Below are 15,283 nucleotides of genomic sequence, written 5' to 3'. Positions count from 1 at the left end.
GATCACTGATTCTCGCCGGGGGTCTGGTCGGAGGGCTGCTCGGCAGCCAACACGTCCTGGTCACCGGTGCCTGCGTAGGCGGCGTCCCGCTCGGGCAACGGCGGACGCGGCACGTGCGCCTCGGTGTGGTGCCGGCGGGCAGAGAAGTCTGGCCTGGTGAACTGGCCAAGCTCCCACAGCCGCACCTCGGGCATGTCCTCGAGGTTCTCGACGATGTACTCCTCGTGCCGCAGCAACTGGTCGGTGCACCACTGGTACAGCTCGATGCCGCCGGCGGGAACCTGCCCGGCATTGTTGAGGATGTCCATCACCAGGTGGTAGCGGTCGACCTCGTTGCGGACCACCATGTCGAACGGCGTGGTGGTGGTGCCCTGCTCGCGGAAACCGCGGGCGCGGAACCGGTCGGCGTCCGGGCGGCCGTGCACCAACTGGTGGATGGCCCCGGGGTAGCCGTGGAAGGCGAAGACCACGTCGACGTCCTCGGTGAAGGTGTCGGCGAACTGCTTCACGCTCATCCCGTGCGGGTGGTCCTTCGGCCGGTACAGCGTCATCAGGTCGACCACGTTCACGAACCTGATCTTCAGGTCGGGCAGCACGGTCTTGACGATCTCGGCAGCGGCGACCGCCTCCATCGTCACCACGTCACCGGCGCAGGCCACCACGATGTCGGGCTTCTCGTCGCCGAGTCCCTCGGTGCCGGCCCACTCCCAGATGCCGTAGCCGCGGGTGCAGTGCTCGATGGCCTCGTCCATGCTCATCCACTGTGGCTGCGGCTGCTTGTCCTGGATGATCAGGTTGATGTAGTTCTTCGACTTGAAGCAGTGATCGGCGACCTCGACCAGCGAGTTGGCATCCGGCGGCAGGTAGATCCGGGCGACGTCGCCGCGCAGGTTCAGCACCAGCTGCAGCAGCTCCGGCGACTGGTGGGAGAACCCGTTGTGGTCGTTGCGCCAGCAGGTCGAGCTGAGGAAGATGTTGGTGCTGGGCACCTTGGCCCGCCAACTCAGATGATTGGCCTCCTGCAGCCACTTCGCCTGCTGCATCGTCATCGACGCCGACACCATGCCGAACGCCTCGTAGGAGGCGTACAGGCCGTGGCGTCCGGTCAGGGTGTAACCGTCGAGCCAGCCGTGGCAGTTGTGCTCGGACAGCACCTCCATCACCCGGCCGTCGGGGCCGATCTTCTCGTCGGTGATGTCGATGCGCTCCATAAAGGTGCGGTCGGACGCCTCGAAGACCGCGCCCAACCGGTTGGAGTTGGTCTCGTCCGGGCAGAACAGCCGGAAGTTGCCCGGGTTGGTGAGGTAGATGTCGCGCATCAGCTCGCCCAGCTTGCGCGTCGACTCGATCCGCTCGGTGGCCCGGTTCTCCGCGGTCACCTCGACTCCGTAGTCGCGGTAGTCGGGCAGGTCGAGGTCGACCGTCAGCCGGCCGCCGTTGGCGTACGGGGACGCCGACATCCGCTTGTCGCCGGCGGGGTTGTTGGCCAGCACCAGCTCGGTTAGGGTGCCGTCGTCGTTGAACAGCTTGTCGATGCCATAGGACCGCATCCACTCCTCGAGCAGCGCCAGGTGATCGGGGTCGGACTTGACCCCGGACAGCGGCACCTGGTGGGAGCGCCAGGTGCCCTCCATCACCTCGCCGTCGACCGTGTGCGGACCGGTCCAGCCCTTGGGGGTGCGCAGCACGATCATCGGCCAGGTGGGCCGCTCGCCGTCCCAGTCGCCGGATCGGGCATGGTTCTGGATCGCCTTGATCCGGCCGTAGCAGTAGGCAAGCGCGTCGGCGAACCGCTCGTGCATCCACGGCAGGTCCATGCCCTCGACCCAGACCACCTCGTAGCCGTGGCCCTCCAGCAGCGAGGTGACCTCGTCGGGGTCCTTGCGGGCCAGCACGGTGGGGCTGGCGATCTTCGCGCCGTTGAGGTTGAGGATGGGCAGCACCGCGCCATCATGAACGGGGTTGAGGAAGCTGACGCCCTTCCAGCCGCCCTCCAGCGGGCCGGTCTCGGCCTCGCCGTCACCGACGACCGCGGCGACCAGCAGATCGGGGTTGTCGAACGCCGCCCCGAAGGCGTGCGACAGGGCGTAGCCGAGCTCGCCGCCCTCGTGGATCGAACCCGGAGTGGTCACCGAGGCGTGGCTCGGGATGCCGCCGGGGGCACTGAACTGGCGGAACAGCTTCCGCAGACCGCCGGCGTCCTGCGGGACGTTGGGGAAGACGTCGCTGTAGTAGCCCTCCAGGTACCCGGCCGCCACCAGGGCGGGGCCGCCGTGGCCGGGGCCGGCGATGTAGAGGACGTCCTGGCCGGTGTGCCGGATCAGGCGGTTGAGGTGGGTGTAGATGAAGCTCAGTCCGGTACTGGTTCCCCAGTGGCCCAGCAGGCGTGGCTTGATGTCGTCGGGGCTGAGGGGTCGTTTCAGCAGCGGGTTGTCCTGCAGGTAGATCTGGCCGACGACGAGGTAGTTGGCGGCGCGCCACCACGCGTCAACGCTAGCGAGTTCTTCCCTGGTCAAGGCGGGAACCGTAGTCATGAGTGAGACGCTAGCCACTCGGCGCCTCGCGGTACGCGATTAGGTGCAATTCTCAGTCGGATTGGGGTTCAGAAGGCCGCGTTGACCACCGCGGCCATGGCCGTCACGGCGGGGATGGACGCCAGCGAGGTGATGAAGATCACGTCCCTGGCCAGCTGCACCGACTGGTCGCCGCGCATCGCGAAGACGAAGACGTTCTGGGCGGTGGGCAACCCGGCCATCACGGTTACCGCGAGTGTGGTGACCGGGTCGAGCCCGAAGACGAACCGGGCCAGCAGGAACCCGACCAGCGGCTGGAAGATCACCTTCAGCGCACTGACCGAGATCGTCTCTGCGACGTTGCCGCGGCCGGGTAGTGGGCCGGTGCGCAGCGAGATCCCGAAGGCGACCAGCATCGCCGGCACCGAGATGCCGGCCACCAGGTCGATGGTGCCCAGCAGCAGGCCGGGCAGCGGCAGCTCGAGCAGGTTGGCCACCAGGCCGGCCGCCACCCCCAACGTCATCGGGTTGCGCAGCGGCAGCGACACGTTGTACCACCACGAGGTCGTCTGCCCGTGCCGGCGGGCGACCAGCGCGTCCAGGATGCTCAGCCCCACCGGCTGCAGGAAGATCACCTGGATCAACAGGATCGGCGCCACCCAGCTGGTGTCCTGCAGCACGTAGGCCGCGATCGGCAATCCCATGTTGTTGGCGTTGACGTAGCAGGAGCAGAAGCCGCCGATCACCCGGTGTCCCCAGTCCCGCTTCCACAGAGTCGACGCCAACACCAGGTAGACACCCAGCGTGATGAAGATTGCCAGCGCAGACACGATGACGTTCAGCGAGAAGATGCGCTCAAGTTCGGCCACCCGCAGGGCGCTGAACAGCAGCGCCGGCAGGCCGACGTAGAACGAGACCTTCGACAGCACGCCCTGGGCGGTGTGGTCCAGCACCTTGAGGTGCGCCATCAGCCAGCCGATGCCGATCACGAACCAGATGGTGAAGAAGCCGGACAGCACGTCACCCATGGGCGCCAAGCCTATTGCCCACCGCGCCGCGGTCCCGGCAGGCGGGACGGGCGGGCATCGAGATGTGGCCGATCGCGATCGCCCGGGTAGGGTGGACCGGTCAACCAGAGGAGGCGCAGTGAATCCATTGGCCTGGGATGCCCCCAAGCTGGTCGTACATGCAGCCCTGTTCTGCATCGTCTTCATCCGGGCCGGCGCGACCTACGCCGCCGGTCGAGGCCTGATCGCCGGCATGTCGCACACCCGCTGGGCGGCTCGTGCACAAGGCGAGCGGCACCAGCGGGCAATGCAACTGGTGGCCGGTTACGGCGCACCCGTGGTCGCGCTTTGCTTCCTCACCGTCGGCCTGCAGACCCTGATCCTGCTTTCGGCCGGCGGGCTGCGGATGCCGCTGAACCGGTTCCTGCCGGCGCTGGTGGTGGGCTCGGCCATGTGGTCGCTTCTCTACGGCACGGTCGGCTTCGTCGGTTTCGAGTCGTGGATGATGCTGTACGAGTTCTCCCCGCTGCTGGCCATCGGCGGCACCGTGGTGACGGTGGCGACGCTGGTCGGACTCGCCCTGCGGCACCGCATCCGCACCCGCGAGGCAACCGCCGCCGCCGAGCTCCTCGCCTCGGATGAGTCAATGACCAAGTGAGGCAGTTGATCACCAGTCCAGCCGTCCGGATGGGGCTGTCGATCTCGGTCGCCACCGGGCTGTACGGGATCTCATTCGGTGCCTTGGCGGTGGCTGCCGGTCTGGACCGGCTGCAGACCCAGGCGCTGAGTGCGCTGATGTTCACCGGCGGGTCCCAGTTCGCATTCATCGGCACCCTGGGCGGGGGCGGGGCCGCGGCGTTGGTCGCGGCCGGCCTGCTGGGCATTCGCAACGCTGTCTACGGAGCGCAACTGAACTCGGTCTTCGCGCCCAAGGGTGTAATGCGACCGCTGATGGCGCACCTGTCGATCGACGAGTCATTCGCCACCTCGATGATCTGGGACGACGAACGCGAGCGCCGCCGCGGGTTCTGGACGGCCGGAGTCGGGGTGTTCACGTTGTGGAACCTGTTCACCTTCGTCGGCGCCTGGCTGGGCGACACGCTGGGTGACCCACGGGCCTGGGGACTGGACGGCGCCGCGGTAGCCGCGCTTCTGGGTCTGCTCTGGCCGCGGCTGCGCGATCGGGACGCCGCGGCGCTGGCGGTGCTGTGCGCGCTGGTCACGGTCGTCGCGGTGCCACTGGTACCGCCCGGTATCCCGCTGCTGTTGGCCGGTCTGGTGGCGGTGCTGCTCCAACTGCGGCCGCAACCGGTTCGGGAGGGGGCGCCATGACCCTGTGGGCCTGGATCCTGGCGGCGTGCCTGGTCGCCTTCGGCACCAAGTTCGCCGGTTACCTGGTGCCGCACTCGCTGCTGGAATCCGCCGGCTTCCAGCGGGCCAGCCGGGCGATGACGATCGGCCTGCTCGCTGCTCTGGTGGCCACCAACGCGTTCGCGTCGAGGCAGGCCTTGACGCTGGACGCCAGGGCGCTGGCGCTGCTGGCGGCGGGGGTCGCGCTGTGGCGCCGGGCCCCCTTCCTGCTGGTGGTGATCATCGGCGCGGTGGCCGCCGCGGCCGGCCGCCTGCTTGGCCTGCCTTAGCCGCTGGTCCTGCATGACAAGGTGCTTTGCGTCGGCGCTGGCAGGTCTGAGAGCCACTGTTGGACAACCCTTGTGCCCGCCGGAAGGGGCTCCTAGGCTGGCTTCAGTGTCGAGCAGCCGCCGGCACTTGCCGAGAGAAAGGAGGTTCGAATGGGGCGCTTGGACGACCTGAAGGCCGCCGCTGATTCCCACGAGGACCAAGTGGAGCAGGGCATCGACAAGGTCGCAGACCTCGTTGACCGGAAGATCGGCAGCGAGCACGCAGATCGCGTCGACCAGGCTCAGGACTTCCTCAAGGACAAGATCGGTGAATCGGAGCCTCGCCGTCAGGGCTGAGGCGTAACGCGAAGGCGGCCTCGCCGTCAAGACAAGCCAGCTGGGGGTCGGTCAAGGGGACCGGCCCCCAGTTTCGCCCAGGCCCACCGCGCGCCGACCCTCCTGCGGCCGGCCCCGCACCCGGCTATATGGTGCAGGCATGGTCCAGTTGAAGCCCGATCTGTCAGCATTGGACGATCCGGGACGCCGGCGTCCCCTCCTGGTCCGCAACGGGGCGGTGGCCACCAGTCAGCCACTGGCGGCAGCAGCCGGACTGCGCATCCTGCTGGCAGGCGGCTCCGCGGTGGACGCGGCGATCGCCACCGCCGCCTGCCTGACCGTGGTGGAACCCTGTTCGAACGGACTCGGTTCCGACGCCTTCGCCCTGGTCTGGGACGACGGCCAGCTACATGGTCTGAACGGGTCGGGCCGCTCCCCCGCCCGGCTCGACGCCGCACAACTGCGCGACCGTGGCCTGTCGGCCGTCCCACACCGCGGCTGGGAGTCGGTGACGGTTCCCGGCGCGGTGCAGGCGTGGGCCGACCTGCACGCCCGGTTCGGACGCCTGGACTTCGCCGACCTGCTGGAACCGGCCGCCCAGTATGCCGAGGACGGCTTCCTGGTCTCGCCGATGATCGCGGCCGCCTGGCGGCGCAGCGCCGGCCAGGTGCAGCCCGCCCTGGACGATGCGGCGCACGCCGACTGGTGGCCCACCTTCACCGACGACGGCCGCCCGCCGCAAGTGGGTGACCTGTGGCTCAACCCCGCCCAGGCGTCCACGCTGCGCGCCCTTGGGGCGTCCGGCGGCCGTGACCTCTACGAAGGACGCCTCGCCGAGCAACTGGTGAGGCACGCCGAGGCAACCGGCGGCTACCTGACGCTGGACGACCTGGCCGGCCACCGGTCGAGTTGGGTGGCGCCGATCTCGGCGTCCTACCGCGACCACCAGGTGTGGGAGATCCCGCCCAACGGGCAGGGCCTGGCCACGTTGCTGGCGCTCGGCATCCTGGGCGGCGTCGACGTCGCCCCCGACCCCGCCGATGTCGAGTGGTGGCACGTCCAGGTCGAGGCGATGAAGCTGGCGTTCAGCGATGTACACGCCTTCGTCGCAGATCCTGAGATGGCTGAGGTGCCGGTCAACGGGCTGCTCGAGGAGGGGTACCTGGCGAGCCGGCGGGCGCTGATCGGCCGTCAGGCGGGCCTGCCCCGACCTGGCCGGCCGACGGGTTCGAACACCGTCCTGCTGGTGGCGGCCGACGGCGACGGCCAGCTGGTCAGCCTGATCCAGTCGAACTACGACCACTTCGGCTCACACATCGTGGTGCCCGGCACCGGGATCGCGCTGCAGAACCGCGGCACCGCGTTCAGCCTGCAGCCCGGTCACCCCAACGAGCTGGCACCGGGCAAGCGACCATTCCACACCATCATCCCCGGCTTCCTCAGCCATGCCGGTACGCCGATCGGACCGTTCGGGGTGATGGGCGCGCACATGCAGCCGCAGGGGCACGTCCAGGTGGTCAGCCACACCCTCGACCAGCACGACGACCCGCAGACCGCGCTGGGACGCAGCCGGTGGTTCTGGCAGCAGGGCCGCGAGGTGCTGCTGGAGCCGAGCGTCCCGACCGATATCGCCGACGGACTGGTGGCACGCGGGCACCAGGTCGGCTACGGCCACCAGCCGTGGGTGTTCGGGCGCGGCCAGGCTATCTGGCGGCTCGAGGACGGCTACGTCGTCGGCAGCGAACCGCGCGCCGACGGCTGCGCGATGGGCTGGTGAGCTACAGGACCTTGCCGAAGAAGTCCCTGGTGCGGGCCTGCTGCGGGTTGTTGATCACCTGTTCGGCGGTGCCCCGTTCGACCACCACGCCGTCGTCCATGAAGACCACCTGGTCGGCAACCTCGCGGGCGAAGCCGACCTCGTGGGTGACCACAATCATGGTCATGCCGCTGTCGGCCAGTTCGCGCATGACGCCGAGCACCTCCCCGACCAGTTCGGGGTCGAGCGCCGAGGTCGGCTCGTCGAAGAGCATCAGTTCCGGGTCCATCGCCAGAGCCCGGGCGATCGCCACCCGCTGCTGCTGCCCGCCGGACAGTTGCGCCGGGTAGTGGCCGGCCCGGTCGCTCATGCCGACCCGGTCGAGCTGGCTGCGGGCGCGGCGTTCGGCGTCCGCTTTCGACATGCCCTTGACCTGCCGTGGCGCCTCCATGACGTTCTGCAGCGCGGTCATGTGCGGGAACAGGTTGAACCGCTGGAAGACCATGCCGATCCTGGAGCGCTGCCGGGAGATATCGGAGTCGGTACGACGGTGCAGCACCACCTCGCCGTTCCTGACCTCTTCGCGCAGACCCATCAGCTCACCGTCGACGTAGAGCCGACCGGCGCTGATCTGCTCCATCTCGTTGATGCAGCGGATCAGGGTGGACTTGCCCGAGCCGGACGGCCCGAGCACCACGCAGACCTCGCCGCGCGGCACCACCAGGTCGATGCCCTTCAGCACGTGGAGGTCTCCGAAGAACTTGTGAACGGCGCGGACCTCCACCATCGGCTGGGCACGATCGCGGGTTTCGGCGCTCATGGTGTCACGTCCAGGTTCGGGTCGGCCTGGACTGTGCCGGCTGCCAGGATCGCCTGCTGGCGTCGCGACATGCCGCGCATCCGGCGTCCGGACGGCTTTTCGCCGTCGAAGCCGCGGCCGTAGTAGGCCTCCAGGTAACGCTGCCCGACCATCAGGATCGAGGTGATGAACAGGTACCAGATGGCCGCCACGATCAGCAGCGGCACCGGCAGGAAGGTGAGGTTGCCGATGGCGTTGGTGACGAAGGTGAGTTCGAGCATGAACGGCACCGCCAGCACCAGCGAGGTGGTCTTCAGCATCGAGATCGTCTCGTTGCCGGTGGGCGGCACGATCACCCGCATGGCCTGCGGGATGATGATCCGCCGCAGCACCGTGCCCCGCTTCATGCCGAGCGCGGTCGCCGCCTCCCACTGCCCCTTGTCGACCGAGTTCAGACCGGCCCGGACGATCTCGGACAGGTAGGCGCCCTCGTTCAACCCCAGCCCGAGCAGCGCCGCCACCAGCGCGGTGAAGATCATTTCGGAGTCGACGGAGAAGAACGTGACGTTGGTGAACGGGATGCCGACGGTGATCCGCCGGTACAGGATCGTGATCAGGCCCCAGAACACCAACTGGGTGTAGACGGGGGTGCCGCGGAAGAACCAGATGTAGACCCAGGCCACCCCACGCAGGATCGGGTTAGTGCCCATCCGCATGATCGCGATGGTCAGGGCCAGCGCGATGCCGATCAGCATCGCCCCGGCCGTCAGCAGCAGCGTCCAGCCCACCCCCGAGATCACCCTGGGGTCGAAGAGGTACTCCCCTACCGTCTGCCAGCGGTATTCCGGGTTGCTGATCAGTGAGTCGACCAGACCCAGTCCGAGCACGGCGACGACGACCGCGCCCATCCAGACCCCCGGCCGGGGTACCGGTCTGGCCCTGATGAGGTCGGGTGTGGGCTCTGCTGTCACCAGGACTAGACCTCGGGGTTCAGTTCGGCGGTGTTGAGGGCGGCGTCCGGATCCACACCCCAGGAGGTCAGGATCTCGGTCCAGATACCCTCGTCCATCAGGTACTGCATGGCTGCCTGCACGGCCTCGGTTAGTTCGGCGTCTGCCTGGGCGACGACGATGCCCTGCGGGGCGGCGTCCAGCACGCCACCGATGACCTCCATCTGCCCGCCTGTCTGGGCGGACGCGTAGTCGGCGACGGTCGAGTCGGCGTAGTAGGCGATCGCCTTGCCGCCGATCACGTTGGTGGTCACGTCGGACTGGGTGCCGTAGCTCAGCACGTCGATGGCCTCGTTGCCGTCGGCGACACACTGCTCCGACTTGGCGGCGAGGTCTTCCTCCTGCCAGGTGCCGGTCTGGACGCCGATGGTCTGGCCGCAGATGTTGTCGGGGTCGAAGCCCTCCGGGTTGCCCGACCGCACCGCGTACGACGAGCCCACCGTGATGTAGGAGATCATGTTGTAGCTGGCCATCCGCTCCTCGGTGATGGTGAACGAGGAGATGCCGACGTCGTACTTGGTGCCGATGCCAGGCAGCAGGGAGGCGAACTCCGCGGCGCTGGTCTCGGTCTCCAGGCCGAGCACCCGACCCAGAGCCTTGCTCATGTCGACGTCGTAGCCGATCGCGGTCTGCAGGTCTTCGGCGCGGAATTCGGCGGGCGGGTAGTCGATGGCAGCGCCCACCACCAGGGTGCCCTTGTCGGCGACGGCTGCCGGGAGCAGGGCCGCGATCTCGTCCACCTGCTGGATGCCGGAGACATCGTAGCTGCGGTCGGCGTTGCCGGCGGCCGCACCGGACGCAGCCGGCGAGCCGGCCGGTGAGTCAGCGGGCTCGGTGGTGGCGGATCCACCTCCACAAGCGGTCAGGGTGAGCGCGGCCAGCAGGCCCGCAGCCAGGATTCGGCGCATGAGGATTCCTCTCAGGTTCTGTGCAAGCCCAAAGTGTATTGCAGCCCGCTGACAGCGAGCGCAAGGCCCCACTGGGTGGGCGCCGGGACTCAGGCGTGCCGCACGCAGGCGGTTGACCAGGGCCGGAACTCCAGCCGTTCATCGCCGATCGGCTCACCGCAGACATCACAGCGGCCGTAGCTGCCATCGTCGACCTTGGCGCGGGCGCGCAGCACCTCGTCCAGCAGCCCGCTCAACTGCTGGGCTGAGGACGCGTCGGTCATCTGCTGGATGGCCTGGGTGGTGCCGTCGCCGATCCGCTTGCCGAACCCGATGGTGGCTCCCGAATCGACCGGCCGGGTCAGTTCGGCCAGCCGTTGGCGCAGGCCGGCCGCCTTGGCGTCCAGCTCGGAGATCAGTTCGGCACGGTCGGCAGGTTCCATCCGGCCATTGTGGCCCACGCTGCACCAATGCGGAGTTCCGGACAGCAAGTACGCTGCCCGATCCTACGCAAGCACCAGGGCGATCCCGCCGGCCGGCACACCACGACCAGTGCCGCCGCAGGCCCCGGTGCCGGGCCTACGCCTTCAGACTGAGCGCCCCGACGCCGTCACCCGGCGAGTTGGGGGCGGCATTGGGCGGGTTGCCTAGGCTGGACCCCATGACGAGCGAAAAGGTGGCAGAGGCCGCACAGGTCGACATCAGCAACAATCGCGAGCAGAACCGCTACGAGATCCGCCAGGACGACGAACTGGTCGGCATCGCCGATTACATGCTCAACGACGGCCTGATCACCTTCACCCACACCGAGGTATTCCCTGAGTTCGAGGGCCGCGGTCTGGCCTCCCGGCTGGTCAGGCACGCCATGGACGAAGTGCGTGACGACGGCGATCGCAAGGTGCTGGCGCTGTGTCCATACGTGAAGCACTGGCTGCAGAAGCACCCCGACTACCTGGACCTGGCGGTCAACGCCGCCCGGTAGTCTCAGCCGCACCGCGTATCGCGCACCCGAAACCGCCGACGGGCCGGGGATCACTCCCCGGCCCGTGCTGCTCTGCTTCTTGATGGGGTCAGCTGCAACCGCTGGTCGAGCCGCAGCCCTCGCACACGTAGCAGCTACCGGAGGGCCGCATCTTCGTCCCGCAGGTCATGCAGAGCGGGGCGTCCACCGCCAGCCCCGTGATGGCCTCCAGCAGTTCGCTGGTGGTCTGCGGCCGGGCCTCGATCAGGCTCGGCTGGACCGGCCCGGCCTGGTCGACCCGGAGGTCATCGCCCGGGTCGTTGCGCAGCTGCTGGGATTCCGGCATCTGGGCCTCGTCCTCCTCCGACAGGTAGCTGCCGGTCTCGACGTAGCGGGCCCGCTCGGCGGCGGTGAAGATGCCCAACTCTGAGCGCTCGTCGAAGGTCAGGTAGTCCAATGCCAGCCTGCGGAAGATGTAGTCCATGATCGACTGGGCGATCCGGATGTCCGGGTCGTCGGTCATGCCGGCCGGTTCGAACTTCAGGTTGGTGAACTTCTGCACAAAGCTCTCCAGCGGGACGCCGTACTGCAGACCGATCGACACGGCGATCGAGAACGCGTCCATTACCCCCGACAAGGTCGAGCCCTGCTTGCCGAGCTTCAGGAAGACCTCGCCCAGCCGTCCGTCATCGTAGGCGCCCGAAGTCATGTAACCCTCCGCGCCGCCCACCGAGAAGCTGGTGGTGCGTCCCGACCGGGACTTCGGCAGCCGCTGGCGGCGCGGCCGGTACTCGATCCGCACCTCGGGTGCCGGCGCCTCGGTCTTCGCCTTCTCGGCCTTGGTCTTCGCCGCCGACAGCGGCTGCCCGACCTTGCAGTTGTCACGGTAGACCGCGATCGCCTTCAGGCCGAGTCGCCAGCCTTCCATGTAGACGTGCGCGATGTCCTCGACGGTCGCCGATTCGGGCAGGTTCACGGTCTTGCTGATCGCACCGGACAGGAATGGCTGCACCGCAGCCATCATCCGGACGTGTCCCATCGGCTTGATGGCCCGCACTCCCATGGCGGTGTCGAAGACCTCATAGTGCTGCGGCTTGAGTCCCGGCGCGTCCACCACGTTGCCGTGTTCCTTGATGTGACCGATGATCGCCTCAACCTGCTCGGGCTGGTAGCCCAGGTTCTTCAGCGCCGTCGGCACGGTGTGGTTGACGATCTGCATCGAGCCGCCACCGACCAGCTTCTTGAACTTGACCAGTGAGAAGTCGGGTTCGATGCCGGTGGTGTCGCAGTCCATCATGAAGCCGATGGTTCCGGTCGGGGCCAGCAGGGACGCCTGGGCGTTGCGGAAACCACTGTGCTCACCGAGCGCCACCACCTGCTGCCACTCCTCGGCCGCCGCCCGCCGAACCTCGGTATCGACCACGTTCAGGGTGCGCAGGTTGTCGTTGGCTGCCTGGTGCTTGCGCATCACCCGCTGGTGCGCGTCGGCGTTGCGGGCATAGCCGGCGTAGGGGCCGACCACTGCGGCGAGTTCGGCGCTGCGCCGGTAGGCGGCGGCCGTCATCAGCGAGGTGATCGCGGCGGCCAGCGCGCGTCCGCCCTCTGAGTCGTAACCCTTGCCCAGGGCCATCAGCAGCGCGCCCAGGTTGGCGTACCCGATGCCGAGCTGCCGGTAGTCGCGGGTGGTCTGGGTGATCGACTCGGTCGGGAAGTCGGCGAAGGTGATCGAGATGTCCATCGCGGTGATGATGAACTCGACCGCCTTGACGAACCGCTGCACGTCGAAGCTGTCGTCGTCGCGCAGGAACTTGAGCAGGTTCAGGCTGGCCAGGTTGCACGACGAGTTGTCCAGGCTCATGTACTCCGAGCACGGGTTGGACGCGGTGATCCGGCCCGACTCGGGGTTGGTGTGCCAGTCGTTGATGGTGTCGTCGTACTGCAGGCCGGGATCGGCGCAGGCCCACGCAGCCTCGGAGATCTTGTTGAACAGGTCACGGGCGTCTATCCGCTCGATCACCTCACCGGTCATCCGCGCCCGCAGCCCGAACTTCTCGCCGTCGACGACCGCCTGCATGAACTCGTCGCTGACCCGCACCGAGTTGTTGGCGTTCTGGTACTGCACCGATGTGATGTCCTTGCCGCCGAGGTCCATGTCGAAGCCGGCGTCGCGCAGCGCCCGGATCTTCTCCTCCTCGCGGGCCTTGGTCTCGACGAACTCCTCGATGTCGGGGTGGTCGACGTCCAGCACCACCATCTTGGCCGCGCGCCTGGTCGCGCCGCCCGACTTGATGGTGCCCGCCGAGGCGTCCGCGCCGCGCATGAAGCTGACCGGACCGGACGCCGTGCCGCCCGAGCTGCGCAGCAGCTCCTTCGAGGAGCGGATCTTCGACAGGTTCAGCCCGGCACCGGAGCCGCCCTTGAAGATCATGCCCTCCTCGCGGTACCAGTTCAGGATCGACTCCATCGAGTCGTCGACCGACAGGATGAAGCAGGCGCTCACCTGCTGCGGGGCGTCGGTGCCGACGTTGAACCAGACCGGGGAGTTGAAGCTGAAGTGCTGGTTCAACAGCAGCCAGGTCAGCTCCTCGGCGAAGACGTCGGCGTCGCGCTCGGAGGCGAAGTAGCCGCCCTCCAGACCGGTCTGCCGGTACTTGCCCACCACCCGATCGATCAGGGTGCGCAGGCTCGCCTCACGCTGCGGGGTGCCCAGTGCACCGCGGAAGTACTTGGAGGTGACGATGGTGGACGCGTTGAGGCTCCAGAAGCTCGGGAACTCGACGCCGTGCTGCTCGAAGACGGTCTCGCCGGTCTTCCAGTTGGTCTGCACCACATCGCGCTTCTCCCAGGTGACCTCATCGTAGGGGTGCACGCCCTCGCAGGTGAAGACTCGCTCGATGGTCATGCCCCGTCCACTGTTGCGCTCGATATCGGGCTTGTGGTCGTAAGTCGTATCGGTCACGGTGCTCTCCTGGTTGTGTCGGTGCCTGGATGATGAGTTGTGCGTGGCGGAACTGCTGGATCTGCGGGTGTTGGTGCCGGCCTGCTCGATGCGGATCAGGGTACGAGCGCGGGCTGACAGTCCTGCTCGTCGAGTGGCTGCTGGGTGCTCGCCGGACCTTCGCGTGGCGGCTGGCCGGAGGGTGGGTCGGCCGGCTGCTCGACGGTCGGCTGCTCGACGGTTCGGGGCCCGGCCTGCATCTGGGCGATCTCGTCGAGGAAGTCATCGACGCTGTCGTAGTGCTTGTAGACCGACGCGAACCGCAGGTAGGCCACCGGGTCGAGTTCGCTCAGCGGACCGAGGATGGCCACGCCCACTTCTTCGGTCGGCACCTCCGCCTGCCCGGACGCGCGCAGGGCTTCCTCGACCCGCTGGCCGAGGCGGGCCAGTTGGGTCTCACTGACCGGACGGCCCTTGCAGGCCTTCCGGACGCCGGCGATCACCTTGTCGCGGCTGAACGGTTCCTTGACCCCGGACCGTTTGACCACGATGAGCTGGGTCTGCTCAATGGTGGTGAAGCGTCGGTCGCAGGCGGGGCACTGGCGGCGGCGGCGGATGCTGGCGCCGTCCTCGGTTACCCGGCTGTCGATCACGCGGGAGTCACAGTGGCGACAGAATGGGCAGTGCATTCCGTGAGCCTCCTCCGCGACCCCTGTGGATCGCCCTGTGGAACCGACTGTAGACCCAAACCACAACCTGTGGGTAAATCACAGGGTTGTAACTACTAGATCTAGGATGAGATTACACCTATTCGGGCGCGCATCAAGCCACCACGGGCGAAACTTCGATCATCTTTCGGGTCTCGGGACGGCGGGGCTGCACTGCGGTCCTGCGGTCCGGCTGGTCGGTCAGGTCAGGTTGCGCACCACCATGAACACCGCCGCAACCACCGCAACCGCAACGTAGAGCCTGTTCTGGGTCAAGGGGCGCAGCCTCCTCGGTGGCCGCACCGCTGGACCACCGGCCAGCTCGACCAACCAGGCGACCGCGCAGAGGGCGGCAACGGCCAGCCCGACCACCAGTAGCGCGTTGTACGACCAGGCAGCGGCCAGATCCCCGTGCGCCAGCGCGCCAGCAGCACGAGTCGATCCACACAGGGGGCACTGCACCCCGGTGGTGGTGAACAGCGGGCACGGCAGCCCAACTCCGAACACCAGGTGCGCACCGGCGATTCCAGCTCCCGCCAGCCCGAATGCGGCCATCCTGCGCAGCGCCTCGGCAGCCGAGAATGTGCCGGGCACTACCGCAGTTGGGGCCATGCCCCCCATTATGGCTCTTCAACCTTGAGGTGGGGGTGAGCGCGACACGCCAGAGCGCGGGGTGAGGGTGGTTGGGGGTCGAGGCCTTCAGGATCGGAAGCGTCTGTTCAACCTGACCGGAAGGCCTCGACGTGTCCG

The 15,283-nt window shown here is 67.9% G+C and carries 15 protein-coding genes; 6 read left to right on the top strand and 9 right to left on the bottom strand.

The genetic code is table 11. The features are described from left to right. Window positions 1-2 precede the first annotated feature (2 nt). Window positions 3-2,534 carry a phosphoketolase family protein gene (locus WBL05_RS10075; protein ID WP_424225632.1) on the bottom strand — a complete coding sequence of 844 codons (2,532 nt, stop codon included), beginning with the start codon at window positions 2,532-2,534 and terminating at the stop codon, window positions 3-5. Window positions 2,535-2,602: 68 nt separating this feature from the next. Next, a complete protein-coding gene (locus tag WBL05_RS10070) occupies window positions 2,603-3,541 on the bottom strand; it encodes an AEC family transporter (protein ID WP_424225630.1) in 939 nt (312 codons plus the stop codon). Between the two features lie 118 nt (window positions 3,542-3,659). Between WBL05_RS10070 and WBL05_RS10065 the strand changes: the two genes are divergently transcribed. The 5 genes from WBL05_RS10065 (at window position 3,660) to WBL05_RS10045 (ending at window position 7,252) form a co-directional block, all read left to right on the top strand. Further along, window positions 3,660-4,178 (top strand): DedA family protein, encoded by a 519-nt coding sequence (locus WBL05_RS10065; protein ID WP_424225629.1) that lies wholly within the window; start codon window positions 3,660-3,662, stop codon window positions 4,176-4,178. Continuing rightward, a complete protein-coding gene (locus WBL05_RS10060) occupies window positions 4,175-4,852 on the top strand; it encodes an AzlC family ABC transporter permease (RefSeq protein WP_424225627.1) in 678 nt (225 codons plus the stop codon). Before WBL05_RS10065 ends, WBL05_RS10060 begins: the two co-directional genes overlap by 4 nt. Further along, window positions 4,849-5,160 (top strand): AzlD domain-containing protein, encoded by a 312-nt coding sequence (locus tag WBL05_RS10055; protein ID WP_424225625.1) that lies wholly within the window; start codon window positions 4,849-4,851, stop codon window positions 5,158-5,160. The genes WBL05_RS10060 and WBL05_RS10055 overlap by 4 nt, the downstream gene beginning before the upstream one ends. A 150-nt stretch (window positions 5,161-5,310) precedes the next feature. Then, window positions 5,311-5,496: an antitoxin gene (locus WBL05_RS10050; RefSeq protein WP_424225623.1), complete on the top strand. Its 186-nt coding sequence runs from the start codon at window positions 5,311-5,313 to the stop codon at window positions 5,494-5,496. Between the two features lie 139 nt (window positions 5,497-5,635). Continuing rightward, window positions 5,636-7,252: a gamma-glutamyltransferase family protein gene (locus WBL05_RS10045; RefSeq protein ID WP_424225621.1), complete on the top strand. Its 1,617-nt coding sequence runs from the start codon at window positions 5,636-5,638 to the stop codon at window positions 7,250-7,252. Window position 7,253: 1 nt separating this feature from the next. Here WBL05_RS10045 and WBL05_RS10040 read toward each other — a convergent pair whose 3' ends face one another. The 4 genes from WBL05_RS10040 to WBL05_RS10025 all read right to left on the bottom strand — a co-directional run bounded on the left by WBL05_RS10040 (window position 7,254) and on the right by WBL05_RS10025 (window position 10,370). After that, the gene (locus WBL05_RS10040; RefSeq protein WP_424225635.1) at window positions 7,254-8,018 is read right to left on the bottom strand and encodes an amino acid ABC transporter ATP-binding protein; all 765 of its coding nucleotides are present in this window, start codon (window positions 8,016-8,018) and stop codon (window positions 7,254-7,256) included. Window positions 8,019-8,047: 29 nt separating this feature from the next. Beyond that, window positions 8,048-8,938 carry an amino acid ABC transporter permease gene (locus tag WBL05_RS10035; protein ID WP_424225634.1) on the bottom strand — a complete coding sequence of 297 codons (891 nt, stop codon included), beginning with the start codon at window positions 8,936-8,938 and terminating at the stop codon, window positions 8,048-8,050. 68 nt (window positions 8,939-9,006) lie between these two features. Continuing rightward, window positions 9,007-9,948 (bottom strand): ABC transporter substrate-binding protein, encoded by a 942-nt coding sequence (locus WBL05_RS10030; RefSeq protein WP_424225620.1) that lies wholly within the window; start codon window positions 9,946-9,948, stop codon window positions 9,007-9,009. Window positions 9,949-10,037: 89 nt separating this feature from the next. Continuing rightward, window positions 10,038-10,370 (bottom strand): TraR/DksA family transcriptional regulator, encoded by a 333-nt coding sequence (locus tag WBL05_RS10025; protein WP_424225619.1) that lies wholly within the window; start codon window positions 10,368-10,370, stop codon window positions 10,038-10,040. Between the two features lie 218 nt (window positions 10,371-10,588). Here WBL05_RS10025 and WBL05_RS10020 point away from each other — a divergent pair, with 218 nt between their 5' ends. Continuing rightward, the gene (locus tag WBL05_RS10020) at window positions 10,589-10,909 is read left to right on the top strand and encodes a GNAT family N-acetyltransferase (RefSeq protein ID WP_424225618.1); all 321 of its coding nucleotides are present in this window, start codon (window positions 10,589-10,591) and stop codon (window positions 10,907-10,909) included. A gap of 88 nt (window positions 10,910-10,997) precedes the next feature. Here the strand turns inward: WBL05_RS10020 and WBL05_RS10015 are convergent, their stop codons facing one another. The 3 genes from WBL05_RS10015 to WBL05_RS10005 form a co-directional block, all read right to left on the bottom strand. After that, complete coding sequence (locus WBL05_RS10015; protein WP_424225616.1) at window positions 10,998-13,847, bottom strand: vitamin B12-dependent ribonucleotide reductase; 2,850 nt, start codon at window positions 13,845-13,847, stop codon at window positions 10,998-11,000. 95 nt (window positions 13,848-13,942) lie between these two features. After that, window positions 13,943-14,515, bottom strand: coding sequence for a transcriptional regulator NrdR (gene nrdR, locus WBL05_RS10010; protein ID WP_424225615.1), 573 nt, complete (start codon window positions 14,513-14,515; stop codon window positions 13,943-13,945). Between the two features lie 219 nt (window positions 14,516-14,734). Next, the gene (locus WBL05_RS10005) at window positions 14,735-15,145 is read right to left on the bottom strand and encodes a DUF2752 domain-containing protein (RefSeq protein ID WP_424225614.1); all 411 of its coding nucleotides are present in this window, start codon (window positions 15,143-15,145) and stop codon (window positions 14,735-14,737) included. Between the last annotated feature and the right edge of the window lie 138 nt (window positions 15,146-15,283).

This window comes from Brooklawnia sp. (assembly GCF_049651565.1).
GTDB lineage: Bacteria > Actinomycetota > Actinomycetes > Propionibacteriales > Propionibacteriaceae > Brooklawnia.
This window is presented reverse-complemented; position numbering and strand designations above follow the sequence as displayed.

Bases quoted from the DNA above. Each gene is read 5' to 3' on its own strand.
- WBL05_RS10075 (WP_424225632.1), bottom strand. From the start codon at position 2,534: ATGACTACGGTTCCCGCCTTGACCAGGGAAGAACTCGCTAGCGTTGAC.
- WBL05_RS10070 (WP_424225630.1), bottom strand. From the start codon at position 3,541: ATGGGTGACGTGCTGTCCGGCTTCTTCACCATCTGGTTCGTGATCGGC.
- WBL05_RS10055 (WP_424225625.1), top strand. From the start codon at position 4,849: ATGACCCTGTGGGCCTGGATCCTGGCGGCGTGCCTGGTCGCCTTCGGC.
- WBL05_RS10050 (WP_424225623.1), top strand. From the start codon at position 5,311: ATGGGGCGCTTGGACGACCTGAAGGCCGCCGCTGATTCCCACGAGGAC.
- WBL05_RS10045 (WP_424225621.1), top strand. From the start codon at position 5,636: ATGGTCCAGTTGAAGCCCGATCTGTCAGCATTGGACGATCCGGGACGC.
- WBL05_RS10040 (WP_424225635.1), bottom strand. From the start codon at position 8,018: ATGGTGGAGGTCCGCGCCGTTCACAAGTTCTTCGGAGACCTCCACGTG.
- WBL05_RS10035 (WP_424225634.1), bottom strand. From the start codon at position 8,938: ATGGGCGCGGTCGTCGTCGCCGTGCTCGGACTGGGTCTGGTCGACTCA.
- WBL05_RS10030 (WP_424225620.1), bottom strand. From the start codon at position 9,948: ATGCGCCGAATCCTGGCTGCGGGCCTGCTGGCCGCGCTCACCCTGACC.
- WBL05_RS10025 (WP_424225619.1), bottom strand. From the start codon at position 10,370: ATGGAACCTGCCGACCGTGCCGAACTGATCTCCGAGCTGGACGCCAAG.
- WBL05_RS10020 (WP_424225618.1), top strand. From the start codon at position 10,589: ATGACGAGCGAAAAGGTGGCAGAGGCCGCACAGGTCGACATCAGCAAC.
- nrdR (WP_424225615.1), bottom strand. From the start codon at position 14,515: ATGCACTGCCCATTCTGTCGCCACTGTGACTCCCGCGTGATCGACAGC.
- WBL05_RS10005 (WP_424225614.1), bottom strand. From the start codon at position 15,145: ATGGCCCCAACTGCGGTAGTGCCCGGCACATTCTCGGCTGCCGAGGCG.